The sequence below is a fragment of the Nocardia sp. NPDC052566 genome (genome assembly GCF_044547285.1).
In the GTDB taxonomy this organism is placed as follows: Bacteria; Actinomycetota; Actinomycetes; order Mycobacteriales; family Mycobacteriaceae; genus Nocardia.
Genome location: NZ_JBIUAF010000006.1, coordinates 482529 through 507378, shown reverse-complemented (window position 1 = coordinate 507378; position 24850 = coordinate 482529). Strand labels below are relative to the sequence as shown.

Annotated in this window: 25 protein-coding genes; 12 read left to right on the top strand and 13 right to left on the bottom strand. The window is 67.6% G+C overall.

Going from position 1 to position 24850, the window contains the following annotated elements:
• Positions 1–3 precede the first annotated feature (3 nt).
• Together ACIG5A_RS32195 and ACIG5A_RS32190 are read right to left on the bottom strand one after the other, a co-directional pair.
• Positions 4–927: a zinc-binding alcohol dehydrogenase family protein gene (locus ACIG5A_RS32195; RefSeq protein ID WP_397246973.1), complete on the bottom strand. Its 924-nt coding sequence runs from the start codon at positions 925–927 to the stop codon at positions 4–6.
• A gap of 97 nt (positions 928–1024) precedes the next feature.
• The gene (locus tag ACIG5A_RS32190; RefSeq protein WP_397246970.1) at positions 1025–1597 is read right to left on the bottom strand and encodes a TetR/AcrR family transcriptional regulator; all 573 of its coding nucleotides are present in this window, start codon (positions 1595–1597) and stop codon (positions 1025–1027) included.
• Positions 1598–1678: 81 nt separating this feature from the next.
• Here ACIG5A_RS32190 and ACIG5A_RS32185 point away from each other — a divergent pair, with 81 nt between their 5' ends.
• Genes ACIG5A_RS32185 through ACIG5A_RS32175 form a run of 3 tightly spaced genes read left to right on the top strand, consistent with a single transcriptional unit; the run spans position 1679 to position 3609 of the window.
• A complete protein-coding gene (locus tag ACIG5A_RS32185; RefSeq protein ID WP_397246968.1) occupies positions 1679–2311 on the top strand; it encodes an NAD(P)-dependent oxidoreductase in 633 nt (210 codons plus the stop codon).
• A 40-nt stretch (positions 2312–2351) separates the two neighbouring features.
• Positions 2352–3188 (top strand): helix-turn-helix domain-containing protein, encoded by an 837-nt coding sequence (locus ACIG5A_RS32180; RefSeq protein ID WP_397246966.1) that lies wholly within the window; start codon positions 2352–2354, stop codon positions 3186–3188.
• Positions 3189–3198: 10 nt separating this feature from the next.
• On the top strand, positions 3199–3609 hold the full coding sequence (locus tag ACIG5A_RS32175; protein WP_397246964.1) for a VOC family protein: 411 nt from the start codon (positions 3199–3201) through the stop codon (positions 3607–3609).
• 19 nt (positions 3610–3628) lie between these two features.
• Here ACIG5A_RS32175 and ACIG5A_RS32170 read toward each other — a convergent pair whose 3' ends face one another.
• The 4 genes from ACIG5A_RS32170 to ACIG5A_RS32155 form a co-directional block, all read right to left on the bottom strand.
• The gene (locus ACIG5A_RS32170; RefSeq protein WP_397247977.1) at positions 3629–5140 is read right to left on the bottom strand and encodes a serine/threonine-protein kinase; all 1512 of its coding nucleotides are present in this window, start codon (positions 5138–5140) and stop codon (positions 3629–3631) included.
• A gap of 119 nt (positions 5141–5259) precedes the next feature.
• Positions 5260–6084 carry a carbohydrate ABC transporter permease gene (locus tag ACIG5A_RS32165; RefSeq protein WP_397247975.1) on the bottom strand — a complete coding sequence of 275 codons (825 nt, stop codon included), beginning with the start codon at positions 6082–6084 and terminating at the stop codon, positions 5260–5262.
• A 146-nt stretch (positions 6085–6230) separates the two neighbouring features.
• Entirely contained in the window at positions 6231–7109 is an 879-nt protein-coding gene (locus ACIG5A_RS32160) for a carbohydrate ABC transporter permease (RefSeq protein ID WP_397247973.1), read from the bottom strand.
• A 125-nt stretch (positions 7110–7234) separates the two neighbouring features.
• A complete protein-coding gene (locus tag ACIG5A_RS32155; RefSeq protein WP_397246961.1) occupies positions 7235–8539 on the bottom strand; it encodes an ABC transporter substrate-binding protein in 1305 nt (434 codons plus the stop codon).
• Between the two features lie 376 nt (positions 8540–8915).
• Here ACIG5A_RS32155 and ACIG5A_RS32150 point away from each other — a divergent pair, with 376 nt between their 5' ends.
• The 4 genes from ACIG5A_RS32150 (at position 8916) to ACIG5A_RS32135 (ending at position 13852) form a co-directional block, all read left to right on the top strand.
• The gene (locus ACIG5A_RS32150) at positions 8916–11237 is read left to right on the top strand and encodes a carbon starvation CstA family protein (RefSeq protein WP_397246959.1); all 2322 of its coding nucleotides are present in this window, start codon (positions 8916–8918) and stop codon (positions 11235–11237) included.
• A gap of 53 nt (positions 11238–11290) precedes the next feature.
• Complete coding sequence (locus ACIG5A_RS32145; RefSeq protein ID WP_397247971.1) at positions 11291–11482, top strand: YbdD/YjiX family protein; 192 nt, start codon at positions 11291–11293, stop codon at positions 11480–11482.
• Positions 11483–11549: 67 nt separating this feature from the next.
• A complete protein-coding gene (locus ACIG5A_RS32140) occupies positions 11550–13220 on the top strand; it encodes a DNA-3-methyladenine glycosylase 2 family protein (protein ID WP_397246957.1) in 1671 nt (556 codons plus the stop codon).
• Between the two features lie 86 nt (positions 13221–13306).
• On the top strand, positions 13307–13852 hold the full coding sequence (locus tag ACIG5A_RS32135) for a methylated-DNA--[protein]-cysteine S-methyltransferase (RefSeq protein WP_397246954.1): 546 nt from the start codon (positions 13307–13309) through the stop codon (positions 13850–13852).
• Here ACIG5A_RS32135 and ACIG5A_RS32130 read toward each other — a convergent pair.
• Positions 13849–14835 carry a GlxA family transcriptional regulator gene (locus ACIG5A_RS32130; RefSeq protein WP_397246952.1) on the bottom strand — a complete coding sequence of 329 codons (987 nt, stop codon included), beginning with the start codon at positions 14833–14835 and terminating at the stop codon, positions 13849–13851. The two genes, ACIG5A_RS32135 and ACIG5A_RS32130, sit on opposite strands and share 4 nt — an antisense overlap.
• Positions 14836–14906: 71 nt before the next feature.
• Here ACIG5A_RS32130 and ACIG5A_RS32125 point away from each other — a divergent pair, with 71 nt between their 5' ends.
• Positions 14907–15539 carry an HD domain-containing protein gene (locus ACIG5A_RS32125; RefSeq protein WP_397246950.1) on the top strand — a complete coding sequence of 211 codons (633 nt, stop codon included), beginning with the start codon at positions 14907–14909 and terminating at the stop codon, positions 15537–15539.
• Between the two features lie 117 nt (positions 15540–15656).
• Positions 15657–16442, top strand: a complete 786-nt coding sequence (locus ACIG5A_RS32120) for a DUF899 domain-containing protein (protein ID WP_397246948.1) — start codon at positions 15657–15659, stop codon at positions 16440–16442.
• Between the two features lie 340 nt (positions 16443–16782).
• On the opposite strand, the gene ACIG5A_RS32115 is transcribed toward ACIG5A_RS32120, so the two are convergent.
• On the bottom strand, positions 16783–17487 hold the full coding sequence (locus ACIG5A_RS32115; RefSeq protein ID WP_397246946.1) for a hypothetical protein: 705 nt from the start codon (positions 17485–17487) through the stop codon (positions 16783–16785).
• A gap of 180 nt (positions 17488–17667) precedes the next feature.
• On the opposite strand from ACIG5A_RS32115, the gene ACIG5A_RS32110 reads away from it, so the two are divergent.
• Positions 17668–17952 carry a hypothetical protein gene (locus tag ACIG5A_RS32110; RefSeq protein ID WP_397246943.1) on the top strand — a complete coding sequence of 95 codons (285 nt, stop codon included), beginning with the start codon at positions 17668–17670 and terminating at the stop codon, positions 17950–17952.
• Positions 17949–18341, top strand: coding sequence for a hypothetical protein (locus tag ACIG5A_RS32105; protein WP_397246941.1), 393 nt, complete (start codon positions 17949–17951; stop codon positions 18339–18341). The genes ACIG5A_RS32110 and ACIG5A_RS32105 overlap by 4 nt, the downstream gene beginning before the upstream one ends.
• Positions 18342–18572: 231 nt before the next feature.
• Here the strand turns inward: ACIG5A_RS32105 and ACIG5A_RS32100 are convergent, their stop codons facing one another.
• The 4 genes from ACIG5A_RS32100 to ACIG5A_RS32085 form a co-directional block, all read right to left on the bottom strand.
• Positions 18573–19067: an SMI1/KNR4 family protein gene (locus tag ACIG5A_RS32100; protein WP_397246939.1), complete on the bottom strand. Its 495-nt coding sequence runs from the start codon at positions 19065–19067 to the stop codon at positions 18573–18575.
• 112 nt (positions 19068–19179) lie between these two features.
• A complete protein-coding gene (locus tag ACIG5A_RS32095; protein WP_397246937.1) occupies positions 19180–20025 on the bottom strand; it encodes a helix-turn-helix domain-containing protein in 846 nt (281 codons plus the stop codon).
• Positions 20022–20567 (bottom strand): DUF6879 family protein, encoded by a 546-nt coding sequence (locus tag ACIG5A_RS32090; protein WP_397246935.1) that lies wholly within the window; start codon positions 20565–20567, stop codon positions 20022–20024. Before ACIG5A_RS32090 ends, ACIG5A_RS32095 begins: the two co-directional genes overlap by 4 nt.
• Positions 20548–20874, bottom strand: a complete 327-nt coding sequence (locus tag ACIG5A_RS32085) for a hypothetical protein (RefSeq protein ID WP_397246932.1) — start codon at positions 20872–20874, stop codon at positions 20548–20550. Before ACIG5A_RS32085 ends, ACIG5A_RS32090 begins: the two co-directional genes overlap by 20 nt.
• A 337-nt stretch (positions 20875–21211) precedes the next feature.
• Here ACIG5A_RS32085 and ACIG5A_RS32080 point away from each other — a divergent pair, with 337 nt between their 5' ends.
• Positions 21212–21538 carry a hypothetical protein gene (locus ACIG5A_RS32080; protein WP_397246930.1) on the top strand — a complete coding sequence of 109 codons (327 nt, stop codon included), beginning with the start codon at positions 21212–21214 and terminating at the stop codon, positions 21536–21538.
• 48 nt (positions 21539–21586) lie between these two features.
• On the opposite strand, the gene ACIG5A_RS32075 is transcribed toward ACIG5A_RS32080, so the two are convergent.
• Positions 21587–24781: an AAA family ATPase gene (locus ACIG5A_RS32075; RefSeq protein ID WP_397246928.1), complete on the bottom strand. Its 3195-nt coding sequence runs from the start codon at positions 24779–24781 to the stop codon at positions 21587–21589.
• Between the last annotated feature and the right edge of the window lie 69 nt (positions 24782–24850).

Sequence of the window (24850 nt, the reverse complement as noted above, 5' to 3'; positions counted from 1 at the left end):
CGGTCAGGGAATCAGCACGACCTTGCCGAGGTTGGCGCGTGACTCGACCACCTGATGCGCCTGCGCCGCGTCGTCGAGCGCGAACTCGGCGTGCACCGCGGGCCGCAGCTGACCGGAGGCGAAGTACTGCCACAGTTCCTGGCGCCACTGCTCGTACAGATCCGGCTGCCCCTTGAAGATGCGCGCCATCTGGAACCCGATCACCGACTTCGCACCGACCAGCAGGTCGTATGCCTCGATGGTGCCGCCGCCGGAGCTGTAGGCGACCAGCCTGCCGCCCGGTGCGACCGCGGCGAGCGCGGGCCCGAGCAGTTCGCCACCGACCGCGTCCAGTGCGTAATCGGCGGGCGCGCCCCAGGATTCCTGCCGGTAGGCGTGCACCTCGTCCGCGCCGAGCCCGGCGACGAATTCGGCCTTGTCCAAATGCGAGACCGCGCCGATCACCCGGTCTGCGCCGCGCACCCGCGCCAGCTGGACGGCGAGATGCCCGACACCGCTGGCCGCGGCGGTGATCAACGCCGTCTCGCCCTCCTGCGGCTTCGCCGCGTCCAGCGCGCCGAGCGCGACCAGTCCGCTGCGCACCAGCGCGACCGCGTCCACCGCGGAGGCGCCGTCGGGAATCGGCGAGGCCATCGCCGCGGACAGCAGCGCGTACTCCGCGTAACCGTGCCCGAACACCAGACCGGTGACCCGGTAGCCCTCCGCGTATCCGTCGACGCCCTCACCGACCGCGACGACCTCACCGGCGACCTCGCCGCCGAGCGCGATCGGTTCCCGCTGCTCGCGCACCTTCCGCACGACCGGCAGGGTCACCCCGATCGCGTCGACCTTGACCAGAAGTTCGCCGGGCCCTGGCGTCGGAACCTCGGCCGACACGAGCTCCAAAACCTCGGGACCGCCGCTGCGTTCGTATTGAACCCGCCGCATCACACCTCCACATATCTTTAGAAGGCGTAACCGTAGCGTTACCTCACTGCTTCCCAGAACCCCCTGTGCGTCCGAGTGGGATTGCTCACCAGCAGGTTTAGAGACCCCGTGCGAGCGCCCCCGCCAAGGCGCCCGCGAGTTCCTCGGGCGCGGGCTCAGCATCCGGCCCCGCCTCGTAGAACCGCAGGAAGGCCTGATGGAAGCAGGCGCCGTCGAGCAGTGCGGCGACGGCGTCCACATCGGCGTCGGCCGCGACGCGGCCGAGTTCCTGTTCGGCGCGCAGATATCCGGCGATACCGGCGATCGCCCGCCCCGGCCCCGCGCCATGCTTGCTCATCGAATCACGGTGTGCCGCAAGGCGTTGCGGCTGCGCGAGCAGGCCACCGAGCAGCGGCAGCGACTGCCGGTAGAACTCCAGCGCCGAGCGCGCGATCGCGGTGAGATTCGCGGGCACGGTCGCCGCGCCCGGTTCCGGCCACGCACCCGCGGGGCCGGGCATCCTGTGCCGCAACACATTCAGGATGAGGTCTTCCTTGTCGCTGAAGTGCTTGTACAGCGCGGCCTCGGAAAAGCCCGCGGCCCTTGCGATCTCTTTGGTGGTGGCATGGACGACGCCGCGGTTGCGCATGATCTCGGCGGCGGCGTCCAGTATTCGATCGCGCGTGCCCAATTAGACCCTCCCGGTTGACAAGTTAGTAAGTGCTCACCCATCCTAGGTTAGTAAACACTCACTAACCAGATAGGGCCCGCTATGCGACTCACCATCTTCGGCGCGACCGGCCGCACCGGCGGACGCCTGCTCCAGCAGGCGCTCGCGGCACAACACCAGGTCACCGCGGTACTCAGGGACCATGCGGACATGCCGCACCATCCGCGACTGCGCGTGGTCTCCGCCGATCCGATGCACCCCGCCGAGATCACCGAGGCGATCCGCGACGCCGACGCGGTGATCGACACGATCGGGTCGCGTGACAAGGGACCGACATCGGTCTGCACCGACGCGGCACTGTCGATCAGCAAGGCGATGGAGGTGGTAGGCGTCACGCGACTGCTCATGATCAGCAACAGCGCCAGGATCGCGGGCCCCGGCGACGACCCGCTCACCCGATTCGTGGTGAAACCGCTGATCCTGCGACCGCTGCTGCGGCACAGCCTCGATGACATGGCCGCGGCCGAACAGGCGGTGCGCGACAGCGCACTGGACTGGACGATCGTGCGCGCGCCGCAGCTCACCGACAAGAAGGCCACGGGCAAATACCGCACCGCGGTCGAACGCAACGTGACCTTCGGTATCCAGATCACCAGGGACGACCTTGCCACCTGCCTGCTCGACCTGACGACCGACCCGCGCACGATTCACCACCACGTCAACGTCGCCAACTGACCCGGTTGCGCGGACCTGCGGGCGGCGTAGCGTTGGCCCCATGGAGCCGACCACCGAGGTGGTGATGGCGCGGCCGTCGCCAGGGCTCGCGGGATTCATCGACCACTACCTGGGTTACCGGATGACCGGGCACGAGGCCGGTCTGCACCGGGGGCTGCCGTCGCGGCATATGACATTGATCGTGGCGATCGGCCACACCGTCGACGTCGTCGCACAGACGGATCCGCGTCAGAGTCCGCGCGAATACGGCTTCGTGCTCGGCGGTTTGCAAGCGACGCCCGCGACCATCGCGCACGACGGGTTCCAGCAGGGCGTGTCGATCTCACTGACGCCGCTCGGCTGCCGCACCCTGTTCGGCATACCGGCGGGCGCGCTGTGGAACACCACCGTGGAATGCGACGAGGTCGCGGGCCCGACGGGGCGGCAACTGTGGGAAGAGTTGCAGCACTTGACCGCATGGCCGGACCGGTTCGCCGCATGCGACCGGATCCTCACCGGGCTCGCCTGCCACGACCGCATCGTCACCCCCGAACTGACCTGGGCCTGGCGCGCTCTGGCCGAGACCGACGGCACGGCGACCATCACCGCGCTCGCCGACGAAATCGGCTGGAGCAGACAGCATCTCGGCAGGCGATTCAGCGCGGAATTCGGCCTGAGCCCGAAGCTGGCCGCCAGGATCGCCCGCTTCGAGAAGGCCAACCGGATGCTCGGGAACACCCCGTCGTTCGTCACCATCGCCCAGGTCGCCGCGGCCTGCGGCTACTACGACCAAGCCCATCTGAATCGCGACTTCGCCGAGCTGGCCGGCTGCAGCCCGACCACCTGGCTGGCACAGGAGGTTCCATCCGTCCAAGACCGCGGTGGCCTCAGCGGGTGACGCTGGACGCATGACGAACCCAACGAATACCGCCGCCGCGGTCTGGCCGATCCTCAGCTTCCGCGACGCCAAGGGCATGACCGATTTCCTCGTCACCGCATTCGGTTTCGAGCAGTCCGCGATGTACACCCGCGAGGACGACCCGACGGTGGTCGAGCACGCCGAGCTGCGCTGGCCGCTCGGCGGCGGCATCATGTACGGCACCTCGTGCAAGGACGACAGCGCGTTCTCACAGCGCACCCCGGGCAACGACTCGGTCTACCTGGTCTGCGACGCGCCCGACGAGCTGTTCGAGCGCGCGACCAAGGCCGGCGCCGAGGTGGTGCGCGGCCTGCGCGACGAGGACTACGGCTCGCGCGGATTCAGCGTCCGCGATCCCGAGGGCAATCTCTGGAGCTTCGGCACCTACTGGGGCGCCTGACCTCGACCGGGCCGGGCGCTCATCCGAGTGGCGCTTGCTGCCACCAGCCGATCAGATCCTGCTGCTCATCGCTGTAGCGCGGATGTGAGTACATGAGGAAGGGCGCCCGGCTCCCGGTGCCGAGAAAGACCGTCACGATCGACTCACGCCAGAATCCCTTGACCCGGTAGTTGGTGTAGGACCGTCCGCCGTTGCTTGCGGTGAACTTCGATGCCGGATTCAGTCGTGCGACCACCGCTTCGACGTCGGTCGACGACTTGTAGGCGAAGAGGATGAAGGTGGGATCCTGGTGGTCGCCGCCACCGCCGCACTCCCAGGCCGTTGTCCACTCGCCGAGCGCAAGGCCGAAGAAGTCGGGCCCGCCGTCGACCCGATTGTCGCCCCTGGCGGCGTTGTTGCAATACGACTCGTTGTATCCCCTTTTGACATCGGTGTTGTAGGGCACCATCTTCGGGAACGCCTTCGAGATCGCGGCCAGATCACCCGCCGAGGTCTGCACCCGATCCGGTTCCGAATCGGAGCTGGCGATGAGCACACCGGTCACCACCGCGAGCGCCACCGCGAGCAGCGCCGCGCCCGCGATCACGACGCGTCGCATCGTGCGAGAGCGATTGGGCGCCAGCGGATCTACCGTGACGGGACGGATCGCGGGTTGCGGTACCGCCGTGCGCGCTATCGGCTCGGTGGTGTCCGGCTCGGCCCACTCGGTGAGCGCCCTGCGTGCCGCCGCGGCGAATTCGGCGCAGGAGGCGAAGCGATTCTCCGGCCGCTTCGCCATCGCCCTGGTGAGTACCGCGTCCAAACCCGGTGACAGCTCGGGCCGGATCGCCGTCGCGATCGGGGCGGCGTCGTAGAGGTGCCCCTGCATCACCACGGCCGGATGTTCCGCCTCGAACGGCGCGTGACCGGTCAGGAATCGAAAGAGCGTGCAGGCCAACGAGTATTGGTCGGCGCCCGCGTCGAGGGAGGCGCCGGACAGCTGTTCCGGCGAGGCGAAGGCCAGCGTCGCGGTGAAGGTCCCGGTGCGGGTGAGGTGGCCGGCGTCGTCCCGCAGCCTGGCAATGCCGAAGTCGGCGAGCAGCACCCGCTCCGGCCGATCGGCCATGGTGTTGTCCAGCAGGATGTTCGCCGGTTTCACGTCGCGGTGCAGCACACCTTTGCGATGCGCGTAGTCCAGGCCCTCGGCCACCTCTTCGATAATGCGCACGGCCCGGTCCGCCGGCATCGGCAGGGGAATCCTCGACGCGTCGGGGCCCTCCACGTACTGCATGGCGATCCACAGCTGCTCGCCCACCGCACCGCGGTCGTACACCGAGACGATATTCGGATGATCCAGTCGCGCGGCGAGTTCGGCCTCCCGCTCGAATCTGGCCCGGCTCTCGGCATCCGAGAACAGTTCGGGATTCAGCACTTTCAGCACGATCAGCCGGGGTAACCGTGGATGACGCACCAGGTAGACCGTCCCCATACCCCCGCGACCGAGCTCACGCTCGATCACATAGTCGGCGAACATCTCACCGCTACGTAGCATCCTCACTCCACAACGCTGATCCGGCAATCAGAGCCATCGTCGACCATTCGGCTGCCGAGTGCGAACCGATTACTCCCCCAGCTTGTACCGGCTTTACAACACCGACGGCTCGAGTTTCGTCATCGCCCGCCGAGGCCGGATTGCGCGATTCCGCTGACGAAGTACTTCTGTGCGAGGGCGTACACCGCGAGCAGCGGCAGCAGAATGACGACCGCGGCGGCCATCAGAATCGGCCAGTCGCTGTAGTACTGCCCCTGCAATCGCACCAAACCCAGTGTGGCGGTGGCGATGTCGTTGCGCTGGATCATGATCAGCGGCCAGAGGAAATCGTTCCAGACGGTGATCCAGGTGAGCACGGCGAGCACCAGGAGCGCGGGCCTGGTATGCGGCAGCAGGACTCGCCAGTAGATCTGCCAGGTGGAGCATCCGTCGACGATCGCCGCCTCCTCCAATTCCCGTGGCAGCGTGCGGAAGAACTGCCGCATGAGATAGGTACCGAAGGCGCTGCCGAACAGGCCGGGCACGATCATCGCCCACGGTGTGTCCACCCAGCCCAGCGTGCGCATCAGCAGGAACTGCGGGATCACGGTGACCGTCAACGGCACCATCAGCGTGCCGAGGTAAGCCAGGAACAGCGTGTCACGGCCGCGGAACCGCAAGCGCGCGAACGCGTATCCGGCCAGCGAGCAGAAGAACACCTGCCCCGCGGTCACGCACACCGCGTACACCGCGGTATTGAGCAGCATCCGCCCGAGCGGCAACAGCTCGAATACCTTGCCGTAGTTGGACCACTGCGGTCGCGCGGGGAGCAGCGTCGGCTCGGTGATCTCGCCGTCCCGCTTCAACGATCCCGACAGCGCCCACAGGATCGGCGCGAGCGCGCACCACGCCACCCCGATCAACGACACATAGATCGCGATCCCGCGTATCGTCCGGCGCGCGATCGCCCGGTCGACCCGGCTGAGTGTCCGCGCCGGCGCCACCTGCGCATCCATCGCGGCACGCGCTGTCGGCGGCCCGCCGGAGCCGAGTTGGGCATTGCCTGCATCGGCACCCGGTGCCGCAGGCCAGGTTTCGCCCCCGCGGCCCTTCACAGGTCCACGGCTTCGCGACGCGACAGCCGCAACTGCACCACCGTCAGCAGCAACAGAATCGCGAAGATCACCCAGGCCAGTGCCGCCGCGTACCCCACCTCGTAGAAGCCGAAGGCGTGCTGGAACAACATGATTCCGAGCAGGTAGGTGCCGGTCTCCGGGCCGCCGGTGCCGCCGGTGAGCGCATAGGCCTGATCGAAGGCCTGCACCGAGTTGATGATGGTGATCACGAAGACGAACGAGAGCGCGCCGCGAATCAGCGGCACCGTGATCGACCGGAAGCGCCGCCACGCACCCGCACCGTCGATACGCGCTGCCTCGTACAGGGTTTCGGGCACGCCCTGCATGGCGGCCAGCAGGATGACGGTGGCGAACGGCACGCTCTTCCACACCGTGACGATGCTCAACGACACCAGCGCCCAGTCCGGATCGGTCAGCCACGGCACCGGATCGATACCGATCCAGCCGAGCCCGATATTCAGCAGCCCGTCATCGGTGGTGAAGATGAACCGCCACACCACCGCCATCGCCACCGTCGACGCGACCAGCGGCAGAAAGGCCAGCGTGCGAAAGATCCCGATACCGGCCAACTTCCGGTTCAGCACCGCGGCAACCCCCAGCCCGATGCCCACCGTCGGCACCAGCGTCAGCACGGTGAACAGCGCCGTATTCCGCAGCGCGATGAGGAACAGCGGATCATCGGCGAACAACCGCCGGTAGTTCGCCACGCCCACGAACTGCGGCGCGCTGAACAGATCCCACGAGTGCAGGCTCAGGTACAGCGAAAAGCCCAGCGGGAACAGCAGGAACACCCCCACCGCCACCAAATTCGGTGCCACGAAGCACCATCCGGCCCGCTCCCGCCGGCGGGCCAGCGATCCCGGTACGCCGGATCGCGCACCGCCGCGCCTCCGCCGCGACTCGGCCGTCACCGCGCCCGACGCGACCGGTCTCCGCCTTTCCGCGCACGGCCCCCGTCGGTCGAGCATGGGCGGTCCGGTCACTTGACCTCCAGTACGGCGTCGATATCGGACGGGTCGAGGGCGGCGGCGGTGGCCGCACCGCGCAGAATCCGGTTGCCGCCGCGCTCCAGCAGGGCCGAGACCTTGCCCCAGGCCGGGGTGATCGGCAGCGGCCGGGAATGCGCGGGCCCCTCGGTCAGCACCGCGAGATTGCGGACCTCACGGTGCGCCTCGGCGAAACCTGTTGAGCCCATGGCGGATCGCAGCACCGGCACGAACAACCCGGACGCCGCGATGATCGCCTGCCCGACCGGCCCGGTCGCGAATTTGACGAATTCCCACGCCTGCTCGATCCGCGGACTGTCCGCCGCGATGGACAGCCCCGTCGACCCGACATCGGTGATCGCACCGGGCCCGCCGTGCGGGCCGACAGGCAGCACCGTCAGGTCGATGTCCAGCCCGTCCTGCCCGGCGAACTCGGAGTACAGCCAGTGCCCGCCCATCGCCATCGCCGCCCGGCCGCGCCGGAACAGGTCGGGCGCCGAAACCGACTGCTGGTCGGCCACTTTCGGCGCCACCCGATGCCGCACCGCAAGGTCGGCGTAGAACTGGAACCCCGCGGCGAAGCGCGGATCGGCCATATTGGTGCGCGCCGGGTCGACGGTCGGGGTGAACCAGTCGACGCCGTTGTTCATCCCGAAGCAGGCCGCCGAGAAGTAGGGCACCCACGCGTCGGCGAAACCCCACTGCCGGGTGCGGCCGGCGTCGCGCCGGGTGAGTGCCTGTGCGGCATCGAGGAATTCGGCGAAACTCCACGCCTCGGACCAGCGCGCGGGCGGGGTCAGCCCGGCCTCGGCGAACAACCGCCGGTTGTAGTAGAGGAACACCCCTGACCACTGCTCGGGCAGCGCGTACTGCCCGCCCGCATAGGTGAAGGTGTCGTAGAGAACGGGATAGCTGTCCGCGCGCAGGGCCGCGGCGTATTCGGGATCGCGGTCGAGCATGGTGCGCAGATCGAGCAGCACACCGCGCTCGGCGAGCCCGGCGTAGAGCAGCTCCCAGGCCATCATGATGTCCGGGCACTTGCCGCCCGCGCAGTAGGTGAGCATCTGCTGCAGCGGATCCGGACCGGACTGGATGACCTGAATCCTGATGTCCGGGCGGATCTTCCGGAATTCGTCGATGATCCGCATCCGCACCCGTGCCTCTTCGGGGCGGGCCTGGAAGAAGAAGGTCACCGCGTCGTCGTCGGCGCTGCCGCAGCCGCCGGCGAACGGCGTGGTCGCGAGCAGCGGCGCGGCCAGCGCCGAGCCGAGTAGGGTGCGGCGGCGAACGGGTGACACGAACTCCTCCACGGCAGGCGGATACGTGAACCTCGGCGGCCGGTCGTCGGTGACCCGAGCCAGCATGGCAGCATACGGATGGCAACACGACAGTGCGAGGCGAACACGCGAACTCGCACGAGCGGACACCGGCGACCGTGAACAACGGTCGGCCGGGCAGCTGCGCCATGCGGACCACCCGTACCCGCCCGCGCACAGACACAGTCGGCGGCGCGCGGTCATCCGTTGGAGAAACGTACAGCTCGCGCCGTCGCGACCAGCCCGATCCGCAGCCCAATGTTCAGACTTCACTAAGTCAGGCTCGAGCGCGCTTCAGTTCCGCTACGTTGTCATCGTTTCAGCAAGACCAGCTCGATTTCACGGGAGAGTAGTTCGCATGGCGACCATCGAATACCTCCGGACTGATCCCGACTTACCTCCCGTGGGTGTCGTGGACCGTTCGCCGATCAGCCCACGCAAGAAGGGCATATTCCTCGCAATCGCCATTGTCGGCGCTGTCGCGTGGGCCGTGCTCGGCATCGCGCGGGGCGAGAACGTCAACGCGGTATGGATCGTCGTCGCGGCGGTATGTACGTACGTGCTGGCCTACCAGCTCTACTCGAGACTCATCGAGTTCAAGATCGTCAAGCCCAGGGACGACCAGGCGACACCCGCCGAAATCCTGGAAAACGGCAAGGACTACATGCCGATGGACCGGCGGGTGCTGTTCGGGCACCACTTCGCCGCCATCGCGGGCGCAGGCCCGCTGGTCGGCCCGGTCCTCGCGGCGCAGATGGGCTACCTGCCCGGCACGCTGTGGATCGTGTTCGGCGTCGTGTTCGCCGGCGCGGTGCAGGACTACCTGGTGCTGTGGGCCTCGACCCGCCGCCGCGGCCGCAGCCTCGGCCAGATGGCGCGCGACGAGCTCGGTGTCGTCGGCGGCATCGCGGCGATCGTCGCCGTGCTGGTGATCATGATGATCCTGCTCGCGGTGCTCGGCATCGTCGTGGTCGGCGCGCTCGCCGCCACCCCGAACAAGACGACCGGCGTGCTCGAGGGCGGCAGCCCCTGGGGTGTCTACTCCATCGCGATGACCATCCCGATCGCCCTGTTCATGGGCGTCTACCTGCGCTTCATCCGGCCGGGCAAGGTCGGCGAGGTCTCCGCGATCGGCGTCGCGCTGCTGCTGTTCGCCATCATCTCCGGCAACTGGGTCTCGCACGCGCACTGGGGCCAGACCCTGTTCACGCTGTCCGGCACCACCATCGCGTGGTTCCTGATCATCTACGGCTTCATCGCCTCGGTGCTGCCGGTGTGGCTGCTGCTCGCACCGCGCGACTACCTGTCGACCTTCATGAAGATCGGCACCATCGTGCTGCTCGCCGTCGGCGTCGTGGTCACCATGCCGATCCTGAAGGCGCCCGCCGTCTCCGAATTCGCGCACACCGGCGCAGGACCGTCCTTCGCGGGCAGCCTGTTCCCGTTCCTGTTCATCACCATCGCCTGCGGCGCGCTGTCCGGATTCCACTCGCTGGTCTCCTCCGGCACCACGCCCAAGCTGCTGGAGAAGCAGTCGCACGCCAGGATGATCGGCTACGGCGGCATGCTGATGGAATCGTTCGTCGCGGTCATGGCGATCATCACCGCGAGCATCATCGATAAGCACCTGTACTTCGCGATGAACACCGGCGGCCTCACCACCGCCGACGCCGCGGCGGCCAAGGTCAACGGGCTCAATCTGGGCGGCAGCCCGATCACCGGCGCCGAACTGACGCAGGCCGCGAAGGATGTCGGCGAGGACCGCATCTACTCGCGCACCGGCGGCGCGCCGACGCTGGCGATCGGCATGTCCCAGGTGCTGTCGAACTTCCTCGGCGGCACCGGGCTCAAGGCCTTCTGGTACCACTTCGCGATCATGTTCGAGGCGCTGTTCATCCTCACCACCATCGACGCGGGCACCCGTGTCGCGCGCTTCATGCTGTCGGATTCGCTCGGCAACCTCGGTGGTCCCGCCGCCAAGTTCAAGGATCCGTCGTGGCGGCCCGGCGCGTGGCTGTGCTCGGCGCTCGTGGTCGCGGCCTGGGGTTCGGTACTGCTGATGGGCGTCACCGATCCGCTCGGCGGCATCTACACGCTGTATCCGCTGTTCGGCATCTCCAACCAGTTGCTCGCCGCCATCGCGCTCACCGTTGTCATGGTGATCGTGGTGAAGAAGGGCCTGGCCAAGTGGGCGTGGATACCCGCGGTTCCGCTGGTGTGGGATCTGACGGTGACGATGACCGCGTCGTTCCAGAAGATCTTCTCCGGCGACGCGAAGGTCGGCTACTGGAAGCTGCACAGCGACACCATCGCCAAGCACGACAAGTGGGTCGCGCTGCGCGACTCGGGCAAGCTGCCCGAGGGGGTGAAGGACGCGGACGCGCTGAACAAGGCCATCTCCGATATGGAGAAGATCATCCGCAACACCTTCATCCAGGGCACGCTCTCGATCGTGTTCGCGGTGCTGGTGCTGATCGTCGCGATCGTCGGCGTGCTGGTCGCGGTGCGCGCCTTCCGCAATGGCGGCGGCCCGAGCAGCGAGAGCGAGGACGAGCCGTCGAAGATCTTCGCGCCGCGCGGATTCCTGCCCACCCCTGCCGAAAAGGAAGTGCAGAAGGAATGGGATGAGCTCATCGCGGCGGGCAAGGTCCGAGCTCCCGGCGCGGCGCACGCGCACTAGCGATGTCCGAACCCCTTGTGCCGCAGGACGGCCGGTCACCACGACCGGCCGTCCTGCGGCGCGTCGGTACGGGTGCGCGCGCCCTGCTCGGCTGGTACAACGCGATCATCGGCGGGCAGGACTACCAGCGCTACGTCGACCATCTGCGGCGCAACCACCCCGGCTGCGAAATCCCCAGCGAACGCGAGTACTGGCGGCGCAGGCACGACGACGCCGACAACAACCCGCAGAACCGCTGCTGCTGAACCAGCACGGGGTTTAGTGGCGGATTTCCGCTAGCACGGCCGCTCGGCAGCTGACATTGTGGTGGGCGTGACCATCACGGCTTTGGATTTCGAGCGCTGCTATCGCGCGGTGTCGACGCGTGACTCGCGGTTCGACGGGCAGTTCTTCACCGCGGTGCGAACCACCGGAATCTATTGCCGCCCTTCGTGTCCGGCCATCACGCCGAAACGCGCCAACGTCAGCTTCCTGCCGACCGCCGCCGCCGCGCAGCAGGCGGGCTACCGCGCGTGCCGCCGCTGCCTGCCCGACGCGGCGCCCGGCTCCCCGCTGTGGAACACCAGGGCCGACCTGGCCGCGCGGGCGATGCGGCTGATCGGCGACGGCGTCATCGAGCGCGGCGGCGTGCCCGCGCTGGCCGCGACGCTCGGCTATTCCCAGCGTCAGCTCACCAGGGTGCTCACCACCGAACTAGGCGCCGGACCGCTCGCACTGGCCCGCGCGCATCGGGCGCACACCGCGCGACTGCTCATCCAGACCACGGCCATGCCGATGTCGGATATCGCGTTCGCGGCGGGCTTCGCCAGCATCCGGCAGTTCAACGACACCGTGCGCGAAGTCTTCGCGGTCAGCCCGACCACCATGCGCACGGAGGCGCAGCGCGCACGCAAGGATCCGACGCCCGACCCGAACGGACGCTCGGCCAACGGCGCACTCACCCTTCGCCTTCCGTTCCGCGAACCGCTGGACCGGACCTGGCTGGAATGGTTCCTCTCCGCCCACGTGGCGCCGGGCATGGAGCTCTGGGAGGACCGCGCCTACACCCGCAATCTACGGACACCGCACGGTCATGCGACGGTGCGATTGAGCTTCCAGCGCGATCACGTGCGCGCCGAACTCGCGCTGCTCGACATGCGGGATCTGGCGCCGACGGTCGCCAGGGTGCGGCATCTGCTCGACCTCGACGCCGATCCGGTCGGCATCGATGAGGCGCTCGGCGTCACCGCGGCCCAGCGGCTCGCCCGCGCGGAATCGGCGCAGCGGCTCGCGGAGGTGCTCGCCGCCTCGGGTGCGGGCGGACTGATCGGCCCGGCCGCCGAGGAGACGAGCCCCGGCACCGATATCGCCTCCGATGCCGTTGCGGCCATGGCGAATCGAGCCTTCGACACCACCGTTCCCCAACCCGCGTTCACGCCGGGTATTCGCGTGCCCGGATGCCTCGACGGTCCGGAATTGCTGCTGCGCACCATGATCGGACAGCAGATCTCGGTATCGGCGGCGGCGACGCACACCGCGCGACTGGTCGAGGCGCTCGGCGATCGCGTCGACGGGCCTGTCCCCCTGCTGTTCCCGACGGCCGCGACCATCGCCGAACGCGGCGCCGAGGTGCTGACCGGGCCCGCGCGGCGGATCCGATCGATCGTCGGCGCGGCGGCGGCGCTCGCCTCCGGTGAACTCGTGCTGCATCAGGGCCGCACCGCCACCGATCTGCGCCGCGAACTGCTCGCGCTGGACGGCGTAGGGCCGTGGACCGCCGACTATGTCACGATGCGGCTGCTCGCCGACCCGGACGTGTTGCTCGGCACCGATCTGGTGGTGCGCCAAGGGGCCGCGCTGCTCGGGCTCGACCTCACCGACACCGGCAGGTACGCGCCGTGGCGGTCGTATCTGTCCATGCACCTGTGGAAGACCGCGCTGGCCGGGCGGGCGCCCGCCGCGACCAAGAAGCGACCGGTCGCCGCCGCACGCGCTCGGGGCTGAACCGTCATGAACCACAACGGCCGGGTATCGCTGGACCGGCGGCAGGCCGTACCTATTCTCGGACAAGGAAAGCGAGCATCGAGCACATGACCGCACGCGCAACCGAATCAGTCTCCCGCACCGCCGATTTCGCAACCGTCGAGACACCGATCGGCCCGTTCACCGCCCTCGTCGACACCGACGGCGCGGTGCTCGCGTCCGGCTGGACCACCGACGCCGAGAATCTACGCGGACTCATCCACCCGAGCCTGCGCCCCACCGCACTGCGGCAACGAGATTCGCTCGGCGCGATCGGCCACGCCATCACCGCCTATCACCGCGGCGACCTGACCGCGATCGACGACATCCCGGTCCGTCAGCACTCCGGCGAATTCCTCCTGCACGCTTGGGAAGTCCTGCGCAAGGTCCCCGCGGGCAGCCCGATCACCTACACCGAATTCGCCGCCATCTCCGGCCGCCCCGACGCCACCCGCGCCGCCGCCAACGCCTGCGCCCGCAACGCCGCCGCCCTCTTCATCCCCTGCCACCGTATCTTCCGCATCGGCGGCGCGCTCGGCGGCTTCCGCTGGGGTCTGCCGGTGAAGCGCTGGCTGCTCGATCACGAGGCGGGAGTCCAACGCCTGGACTCCTAGGTCCCGTCTGAATCTCGTGGTGGCTGCGGCGATTCCGGACTCGGCGCCTGGAAGGTGATTCGGTAGCCTGCGGGCGAGGTGCCGACGTAGCGGTGGAAGGTGGCGCGGAAGGCCGCGGGGCTGCCGAGTCCGCTGAGGCGGGCGATCCGCTCGACCGGAGTAGTGGTGGTTTCCAACAGCTCGCGGGCCCAGTCGACGCGGGCCGCGGTGAGCCATGCCATCGGCGAGGCGTCTGTCTCCTGCTGAAAGCGGCGGATGAAGGTGCGACGCGACATGTGCGCGCGGCGTGCGAGGTCATCGATGCTGTGGCGGTGGGCCAGATTGCCGAGCATCCAGGCCCGGATCGGTGCGAGGTCGTCGCCGGCTGCGGCCGGTCGAAATCGTTCGATGAACTGTGCCTGACCGCCGCGGCGATGGGGTGGCGCGACGAGTACCCGCGCGCGAGTGTTCGCGGCGGCGGCACCGTGGTCTTTCCGGATGATGTGCAGACAGAGGTCGAGTCCCGCGGTCACTCCCGCCGAGGTGAGTATGTCGCCGTCGTCGATGTACAACAGGTTGGGCTGGACATCGATCCGGGGATACCGCCGCTGCAGCAATCCGGCCTGCTGCCAGTGCGTCGTCGCGGGGCGTCCATCCAACAGCCCCGCGGCTGCCAGCGCGAACGCTCCCGTGCAGATCGAGACCAGCCGCGTTCCGCCCGCGGATGCCGCGCGAATCGCCGAGAGCACCACGGCCGGAATCGGGCGGTGCGGGTCACGGAAGCCGGGGAGGACGAGGGTGTCGGCGTCGCGCAGCGCCTCGAGTCCGGCGGACGCGGACACGATGAAGCCATCGCTGTGGACGGGCCCGGCCGATAGGTCGGTGCAGACGGTGACCCGATAGTGCGGGTCACCGTCGAAGACTTGCGTCGGGATGCCGAGATCGAGGGAAAGCACGCCGGGCAGCGCCAACACCACGATGCGGTGCCGACCGCTCGAGGACATGGCACGATAGTAGCGATAGGTGGCTCCCGTGCCGCTGTTCGGCTAGGCGATCGGGTTCTTAGCCTGCACATATGGACTTTTCGCTCGATCTGCCTTCCGGTCCGCTGGCCGAGGACATCCTCGCCACCGTGCGGACCTCCAGTACGCCGTCGCTGGTCAATCACAGCCTGCGCAGTTTCTTCTTCGCACAGCTGCTCGCCGCCCACGAGGGGTTACTGGCCGACACCGCCTACGATCGCGATCTGCTGTTCGCGGCGACCGTACTGCACGACTTGGGCATCGGCGCGCTGGCGAAGGGGCAAGCCCGGTTCGAGGTGGAAGGCGCGGACCTGGCGGCGGAACTATTGCGCAAACACGGTGTCGCCGAGCGCGATATCGATCGCGTATGGGAGGCGATCGCATTGCATGCCTCGGCCGGCCTCGCCGAGCGGCGGGGCGTGCTCGCCTATCTCACCCGCGGCGGGATAGGCATCGATTTCGGGCACAGGGCGGAGATCGTCGAACACTGGGGGAAGGGAATCCACGCCGACTATCCCCGTCTCAACATGGCGCGCTCGGTCGTCGACGCGATCGTCGCGCACGCTGCTCGGTCGGCCGAGGCGGGCTCTCCGTACTCCGTCGGCGGCGCGCTGCTGCGCGAACGCAGGGACCACGTGGTGACCAGCATGGAACGTGCGGCGGCCGCGTCGCTGTGGCGGGGGTGATTGCGGTCGTTCGATGACCACGAGCCACGATTGACGCAACTCAATGGTTGCAATACTATTGCAACCATTGAGTTGCTACATCGAGGCGCTGACGCGCTACTGGGCAGGAATATCGCTATGAAGACACCACCGATCGTTTCGCACAACGAGTGGGAGGCAGCGCGTCTGGAGCTGCTGACCGAGGAGAAGAAGGTGATGCGGGCCCACGACGCGCTCGCTGCCCGCCGCCGACGCATGCCGTGGGTGGCCGTGGACAAGCAGTACCGGTTCGACGGACCAGCAGGCCCGGTGAGCCTGCTCGACCTCTTCCACGGCCGCAGCCAACTGATCGTCTACCGCGCATTCTTCGAGCCCGGCGTGCTCGGCTGGCCCGAGCACGCCTGCCGTGGCTGCTCGATGATCGCCGACCACGTGGGCAATCTCGCGCACCTGAACGCCCGTGACACCACACTCGTATTCGTCTCGCGCGCACCGCAACCCGAGATCGAGCAGGTGAAGGCCCGCATGGGCTGGTCGGGGATCCCCTGGTACAGCCTCACCGATGCGTTCGACGTGGATTTCGGCGTCGATGAATGGCACGGCACCAACGCCTTCATCCGCGAAGGCGATCGGGTGTATCGCACGTATTTCATCAACCGCCGCGGCGACGAGTACTTCGGGAACACCTGGAGCTACCTGGATATGACGGCCCTCGGCCGCCAGGAGAACTGGGAGGATTCACCCGAGGGGTACCCCCAGACACCGGCCTACGAATGGTGGAACTGGCACGACGAGTACGCCGCCACGGTGGACGAAACCGCGTCGGACTGGCTGGGCAAGGTCGCCGGCGCCATCGACAGGGGCGAAGCCGGCCGCCAGAAGAAGGAAGCGCCGCACGACTGCTGCGCACATCCGGTGCGGTGATGGACTCCCCGTCGGCTCCGGCTCGGTCCCGAGTGGGCCGGGCCGGAGCGGGCCTGTCGCTCCTCTCCTCGGTCCTGCATGCCGCCTGCGATGGAACCCATTGCACCGCAGTGTGGTTGGTGGTCCTGCCAGCACTGATGTCGCTGGGCTGCCTGTGGTGCGCCTGGCACCTGTGGACCCACCCTTCCCTCGATGCCTGGATTATGACCGCGGCAATGAGCAGCTCAATGCTCGTGTTGCACTTCGCCTTCCCGATGCCAGGCGCCATGATGCCTTGGGCTCACCTGTCCGCCCTCGCTGATCTGATGCTGTCCGGCGCGGTATTGCTCCGCAGGCCGGCTCATTTCCCCGGGAAGGCGGAGTTGATGGTGGTGAAGTATTGGGCGGCAGCGGCGATGGCGATCGGGGCGGTGATCAGGAGCTGGCCGGCGAGCGTGCCGAGTGCGCCGATCGCGGCGATACCGCCCAGACAGCCGATGGCCGCGGCCGGAAGGAACGGCCCGAACAGCCCGACGAGGGTGGCGGCCGCAACCGTGCCGCCCGCAAGCGCACCGAGCACGCAGCCCACCGCCGCACCGCCGATCCCACCGACCAGAGCGCCGACACTGACACCGAGTCCGATGGTGCTGGCCATCCGAGCCCAGGCCGCCTGCTCTCGCTCATAGGGTGTGCGCCATCCGGCTTGATCCTCGAACGGCAATGCGATCGGCCGATACGACGCGGCGGCCGGATCCAGTTTCGGGGTGAGCACGGCGGTGCGGCCGGTGATCTCGGCGGCGATCGGAAAGACGAAATCGTCTACGCGGAAGGATAATTCGGTTCCAGCCAGCATGGTGCCGTCGGCGGCCGTGATGGTGAACGCGCCGTCGGCGACGGTGAGCGCGCCGGAGTCGACGGTGATGGTAGTGGATTTCGCATCGGTGGTGGCGGTGTAACCAACCGGGGCCGGGGCAGCGGGCGCGGCATGCGCGGTGGCCGCACCGAATCCGACGGTGGCGGTGATCAATACGGCGGCGATCGTGGTGGTCCTGGCGACTGTCGACATGGCGGTGCTTTCCTCTGGTTCGGCGGGGGCGTCAGGCACCAGCGGCCTCGCCGCTGCCCTGTTCACCTGGACCACCTTCACCACCCCGCCTGTCACCGACCTGACGCCGACCTGACACGACCACTGACGCGACGTCGGCACTGTTCACACAGCTTCCATACTTTTGCCATACTGGGATACATGGGAGCTACCAAGGTCACGGTCACTATCGATGACGGCGACCTGGCTCGCGTTCGAGCCCGAGTCGCACACGGCGAGGCCGCCAGCGTGTCGGCGTACGTCACCACCGCGGTCGCCCAGCGGCTGGCGCGCGATGACGACATCGCTCTAATTCAGCAACGGTATGGATCCCCCTCGGACAAGGCTTTGGCCTGGGCCCGCCGCGCAGCACACAAGCCTGCCGCGCCCGGCGATGCCGAACTGCTGTCCGCGATAGACACGGAGCGCAGGGTCCGCGGCGAGTGAGCGGCTACATCTTCGATGTTCCCGCTCTCACCGACGCCGCCAGCGGCTGGCCGAGCCAGTACGTACTGGCTCTGATCACGATCACCGCCGACGAGCCGGACCCGATCATCATTCCCTCCACGGTGCGCTCGCGCGCGATGCAGGAATGCCTGACACCAGGCCAAGCCGCCGAACTGGATTGGTTCCTCGCCCGAACGGCGGTGTTCCGCGAGGTACCACTCAACGAATCCGACGTCCCCGACGTTGAACAACTGATGAAGCGACTCGACGACGTCGCCGCCGCCCACGTCGCACTGATCGCCCGTCGCGAGGACCGAACGATCATCACCTCATGGGATCGCAAACCGATGTTCATAGCGGAGGGACTCATCGCCGAGGATCTGCCGTAACGCATCATGGTTCCGAGACGCTCTCCCGCGCCACGTTTTAGAGACAGAACCAGCGCGGAGGGCTGCTTGTCGGTGTCAAAGGGAGCTTGACCTGGCGACGCAAGTTCGGCCGGAAGACGAATCCAATGCGAATCACATGGGAACAGTTCGCAGTCTGGGCCGAGGAGCTCAGGGCCAGTAGTTCGACCAGCCGGGGAAATAGGACACCAAAGGGCGCGATCCGGTCGGCGCCTACACAGCGTCGGCCGCAGTAAGACCTTCCAGGAACTTCTCAAAGTTGGAAGCCAGGCAGAGCGATGTCCCCTCGTCTGTATCAAACAACGCCACGGATGGTTCGCCTTGACGGCCGCAATCTGTGTAGTCGAGCCCAATCCAGTAATGCCCGTCACCGTCGAGCAGCACGATCGGAGCGGGAAGACCCCATTCCTCGACTAGATACGGTGTATCCAATATCGATGTCAGCTCACCTTGCTCACCGATGCCCATGAGCCCGTCGAACGGCACGTAATCGTCACCACCCGATGTCGGCACGGGCACCGGGAACGCATTCCACTGATCACCGACCACACCACCGTTCTGCATTCGCAAGAGCCGCACCAGCGAGGTGGGCAACGTGAGGCCTAGCTCATCTTCCGCATCACGGATCATTTCATCGGTGAGCTGAGGGAAGACTCCATAGTCGGAGTCGCCCCAGAACGATGTCATGACCTGATCCGATCTCGCCACACCCCGAATCCTACGAACAGCGCACGATGCCGCATCCACGGGCTCCCACGTGTCGGTTCCCCCTTCAACGTATTGTCTTGCACTGGTAGGTTTTTGGTGCGGCAGTAAGGTTTCACCCCCGGCCGAGGTCGCGCCGCCGGTCCAGCGCGGTTCTGATCAACGCCCAGGCTGCTTCGCCGTACTCGGCTTGGCTCGACAACACCTGGAATGTCTTCTCGTACAGGATGATCTCTCGGGGTTGGGTGATCGTCAGTTCGGCGGTGACGGTTTCGACCTGGACGAGTCGGCGGTCATACATCAGGAAGTTTGTTGCGGGGACACGGTATTCGGCGTAGCGGGGGACCACTCCGAATACCAGGCGGGGCAGGTCCATGAGTTCCAGTACGTGTTGAAGTTGTCCGATCATTATTTGGTCGTTGCCTACGGTCGTTGTCAGCACCCGCTCGTCGACGATGAAGTGGATGCGATGGATACCGGTACGAAGGACCTGCTGTCGTTCCATTCGAACGACCACCGCTGCTTGTATGTCATCGGGTACCTGGTAGAGATCCACGCTGGCGCGGAGCACTGCGGCCGCATAGTCGGGGGTTTGCAGCAATCCCTGAAATACGTCAGGGTCGTATCCACGAATCAGCTCGATGTGGGCTTCCAACGACACCGACTGCTGTTGACGACGCTTATGCCCACTGGCAACGACACGCTTCCACTCCAGGTATGCGGCATTGATGTTGCGAACCGAGGCAATCAGGTCGGGTATTTGCAGCTCAGATTTGGTGTGGGCGCACCAGACTCGGATGTCGTTCTCGCTCGGCGTCTGACGGCCGTGTTCGATCTTCGAGACCTTGGGCGGGCGCCAGCCCGCAAGCGCGGCGAGCTGTCGCCCGTCGAGTCCGGCGTCGCGCCGGAGTTCGCGCAGCCTGGCACCCAGGTTCTCGCGTGCTTCGTCTACGCCTGTCACAACTGCACAGTAGAAGTGACGTACTTACTCTCGATGTACTCGAGGTGCGGAATCCCTTGCGGCCGTAACCGATCGCGGACGGCACAACAGTGGCCGACGATGACCGGGTCTGTGCTGACGGCTACGCCTGTCCACTCCCCCGCCGGGGTGAAGAGGTGGAACGCCGCTACGTCGTCATCGAACAACCAATAGTCCCCGGGCGCAGTGTCTTCCGCTCGAGTGAGATGGCGAGGCAGCCATCGGATGTGCTCACCGGACGCGAGGCTGTCCGCGGTGGTCGACAGCAGGAACCGGGTGTAGTCACTGTGCGGCACCGTTACGACACGAACCCGCTCCACAGTTCGGCCACTACCGGTGACATCTCGCATCAGAGCGTCCCATGGCGCAGCCCAATCGAGCGGGTCGGGCTCCCCTGCCAGGAACTTCCGAAACGGTTCGTCCTCCTCGGGCTCCGAGTATGAATCCTGGGTCTCCAGTCGAAATGCACCTCGTTTGCACTCCAGGAACAATCGTTCGAAATCGTCACCGGCTAGATGCTGCATCTGGTCGAATCTCCTGTCCTATCGGAACTTCCACGCTGGCCTCATGAGCAGGAGCCTTCATCTGTGCCAACGCGTCAGGATCGGTCACCGGTAGCCCGGTCAGCATGAATGTTCCATGCCCGGTATCGCGCAAGACTGCGCCCAGGCAAGTATCCGGCTGCACGTACCGGATCAGCCCGTGCGGTATCTCGATCGTGTCGCAGGTATCTGTGCGCCAGCCTTGTACGACGTAGCTCCCCTGATCGCTCGCATAGAGGGTCGGCGATCCACCACTCTTGCTGTCGCCGCCGAGAAATCGAAGTTGCATGCTCCTGCTCCTTACCTGAGATTTCCTGGTGCAGATCGATTGTCGTCCAACACGTGGGCCACATGAACGGCTTTGGCAAAGTGGAGAAATCTCGGGAAATCTCATAGCCGCCGGACCTCCGCCGCTCATACCGTCATTTCAGCGCTTGGGGCCGGTATCGGTCGGCCTGGCCCCGGGCCGCCAACCAACGAGCGACTGCTACCCAACGAGACGGCGGGCTGGGCACGGACGGGTCCGTCCATGTCAACGGCCGACGCCGAGCCGCGGTCGTCAGAGCTGCCGCTAACGTTGGATTGTATCGAGACCTGTTGCAGCGCACGATGAATGGAGTGAAGCGATGAGTACGCGGCCCGCTGCGATCGGCTATCTACGCCGGGATGTCTCCGGGGTGTCCCAGGTATGGGATGAGACGCAGATCGGAAGTGTCGCACGGCGACTCGGATATGAGCTGGCCAAGACGATCGTATTCGATGCACGGACCCCCGATGCCGTGGCGCAGTTGATCACCGCGGTCGAGCGGGCGGACGCAGACGCGGTGATCGTTCCCGGCGCAGCGCATTTCGGTGGAGTGATACCCGACCAGCTGGTGCGAGTGTGTGACGTGGTGACGGTCTCTCCCGAGGCGACCTACGCCCGATGGGCGTTGCGCGCCGATGGAGCATGACGGTGGCAACACCGGGGGCATGCGCCGCTGACCCCCGTATCGCTGACGTCAGGCGACGGTGGTTTGGAGGTGGGAGCCGGTGCGGCCGCGGCGGACGTGGAGGCGGCTGGGGATGCGTTGGCGCATTTCGTCTACGTGGCTGACGACGCCTACTACGCGGCCGCCCTCGCGGAGTTCGTCGAGGACGGTCATGACCGCGTCGAGGGTGTCGGCGTCCAGGCCGCCGAAGCCTTCGTCGATGAAGAGGGTGTCCAGGACGATGCCGCCGGATTCGGCGGCGACGGTGTCGGCGAGGCCGAGGGCCAAAGCCAGCGAGGCCATGAAGGTTTCGCCGCCGGAGAGGGTTTTGGCGGGGCGGATGGCGCCGGTGTAGTCGTCGCGGATGTCGAGGCCGAGGCCGCCGCGCCTGCCGCGCGGGCCCGCCTTGTCACTGTGCACGAATTCGTAACGGCCGCCCGACATTCGGCGCAGCCGGACCGATCCGGCCACGGCCACCTCTTCGAGGCGGGCGGCAAGAACGTAGGAGCGCAACGACATTCGCCGGTTGTTCTCGCCGCGACCGGCGACCACCTCGGCGAGACCGGCCAATTCCTCGTGGGCGCGCTGCACCGGGGCGATCCGGTCGACGGCGGCCCACAACTGACCGCCGAGATCCTCCAGCAAGCCGACCCGCCTGCTCGCCTCGGCATGCGCGGCCACCGCCACGTCGAGACGGCCACGGGCCGCGACGACAAGGGACTCCAGTTCGGCGAGATCACCGGGTTGCGCCACGGCGGCGGCTCGAATCTCCGGTTCCGCCAGCACCGCTTCGGCATGCGCACGCGCACGATCCGCGGCGACCAGCTCCTTGTCGATCTCCTGCTGCCGCTGCGCGGTCCGCGACGCCGCGGTAACCACTCTCGCGTAGGCGGTCAGGAGGGCCACATCGTCGCGCGCACCTACGCGGGGCCCGGCCGTATCGGAGCTGGTCGCTGCCGGTGCACCGGTATCGGCTTCAGGCGCGGCGATTCCAGGTACGACTGCGTCATCGCCAGCCGCGATCCCGCGCGGTGCGGTCATCCCTTCTGGCACGAATCCCGCTGCGCGGGCGAGGCTTTCGACGCGGTCGGCGACGACGGTGACCGCGTCACCGGCGGCGGCGGCTTCGGTGCGGGCGTCGCGCAGGGTGGTTGCCTCGGCGATCAGGGTGGTGAGGCGGGTGCGGCGGCGGTCGATGGTTTCGTCGGCTCCCGCGGCGGCGCGCAGGCGGGCGGTGAGTTCGGCGAGACGGGCTTCGGTGGCGGCGATGCGGGCGAGGACGGTGCTGCGGCGGGAGTCGCAGTCGCGGAGTTCGTCCTGCAGGCGGGTCTCGTCGGCGCGCAGGCGGGTCAGTTCGGCGGTGAGGCCGTTGGCCAGTTCGGCCAGTTCGATGGTGTCCTGGTAGCGGTCGGTGGCGGCGCGCAGGGCGGCGGTCAGCTCGACACGGTCGGTATCGCCACCGCGGGCGATCAGCGCCTCGATCTCCTTCTCCAGGCCGGTGATTCGGTCGAGAACCCGGTCCCGCGCCTGCTCGGCGGCCTGCTCGGCGACGGCGGCGGCGTCCTCGGCGTCCTTCGACACCGCGGCCGAGCCCGGGCGCGCCGGTGCCGGATGGTCCGCGGACCCGCAGACCGTGCACGGCTCGCCGTCGGCCAGCTGACCGGCCAATTCGGCTGCCATACCGTGCAATCGGCGCTCGCGCAGGTCGAGCACCCGCTCCTTGGCGTCCAAATGCGCGGCGCGGGCGGTATCCAGCTCCACCCGCGCGTGGTCGAGGGTCGTTCGGCGCGAGGCGAGTTCGACCGCGGCCGTCGCGGCCGCCTGCAACCGTTCGACCTCCGCCGTCAACCCGGGCACGGTGGCGGCGGCCGCGGTGGCCTCGCGCACCTTGGCCTCGATGCTCGCGATCGATGCGGGCAACTGCTCGCGCTGCTTGATCAGCTTCGCCACCCGGCCGGTCAGCGCGGTGTCCTCGTCGCGCAGCCCGGCCGATTCGACGGTCAGCGTATTCGCGGTCACCGCATCGGCCCGCACGTCGTCGAGCGAACCGATCTGCGCACTCCACCGCCTGATCGCCGCATCCAGATCGGCGTCCGCACACACGACGGGAACCGCCTGGGCACCGGACTCGGCGGGTTCGTCTCGGACGAGTTCGAGGCCGCCGAGATCGGCACCGGCGGGTTCGCGCATGCGGGCCGCGAGTTTCAGTGACGCGCTGCGACTTTCGCCGTCGCGGCGGCGGCCCAGCATGACCGCCGCGCGCGCCTCGTCGATGGCGGCGGAGACCGGTTCGGCGCGGCGCGCGAGGTCGAGTTCGGCGTGCATGGCGGCGCGGTGACCGGCGGTGGCGGCGTAGTCGTCGAGTTGCGCGCGGGCGGTCGTCATACGGCGGCGCAGCTCGTGCAGGCGGCGCTGTTCCTCGGCGCGGGTGTTCGCGGTGGCCGATTCCTGTTGGCAGCGTTCGGTTTCCGTGGCCGTCGTGGTGAGGTCGGCGCGCGCGGTGGCGAGCAGGTCCTGCGACCAGCCGACCGCCTCCAGCGGGCCGACGGTCTCGGTGGCGCCCGCACCGCTCGCCACCCCGATCTGCGCGATCAGCCGGTCGATGCCCTGCTTGCGCGCGTCGACATCGGCGGCGGAGGCGCGGCGCTTGTCGGCGAGCCAGTTCTCCGCGCTGCCGAAACGTTCGGTGTCGAAGAGCTTTTCGAGCAGCTTCTCGCGATCCTCGTTGTCCGCCCGCAGGAATCGCGCGAAGTCGCCCTGCGGCAGCAGCACCACCTGGAAGAACTGGTCCGCGCTCATGCCGAGCAGGCGGACGATCTCGTCGCCGATATCCGGAATGCGGGACAGGTTCTCACCGCGCCCGTCCAGCCAGGCCAGCGTCGCCTTGGCCGGATCGGTGCGCATCCCGGTGCCGCGCAGCTTGGGCCGCTCGAATTCCGGAATACGCGTCAGCCGCACCCGCCGCCCGCCGAGGGTCGCCTCGAGCACCACCTGCGGCGGCGTCTGCTCCGGCGCGTGATCGGAGTGCAGCCGCTTACTCTCCCCGCGCGCACCGGGCACCCGCCCGTACAGCGCGAACGCGATCGCGTCCAGCACGGTGGTTTTACCCGCACCGGTCTGCCCGTGCAGCAGGAACAGCCCGTCGGCCCCGAGCACGTCGAAGTCGACGACAGTGGCTTCGGCGAACGGCCCGAACGCTGTCATCTCCAGCCGATGCAACCTCATGCGATACCTCTGTCGACGGGATTTCCGTCGAGTCTCGCCAGTGCCGGGCCCGCGATGCGGGAGGCGCGC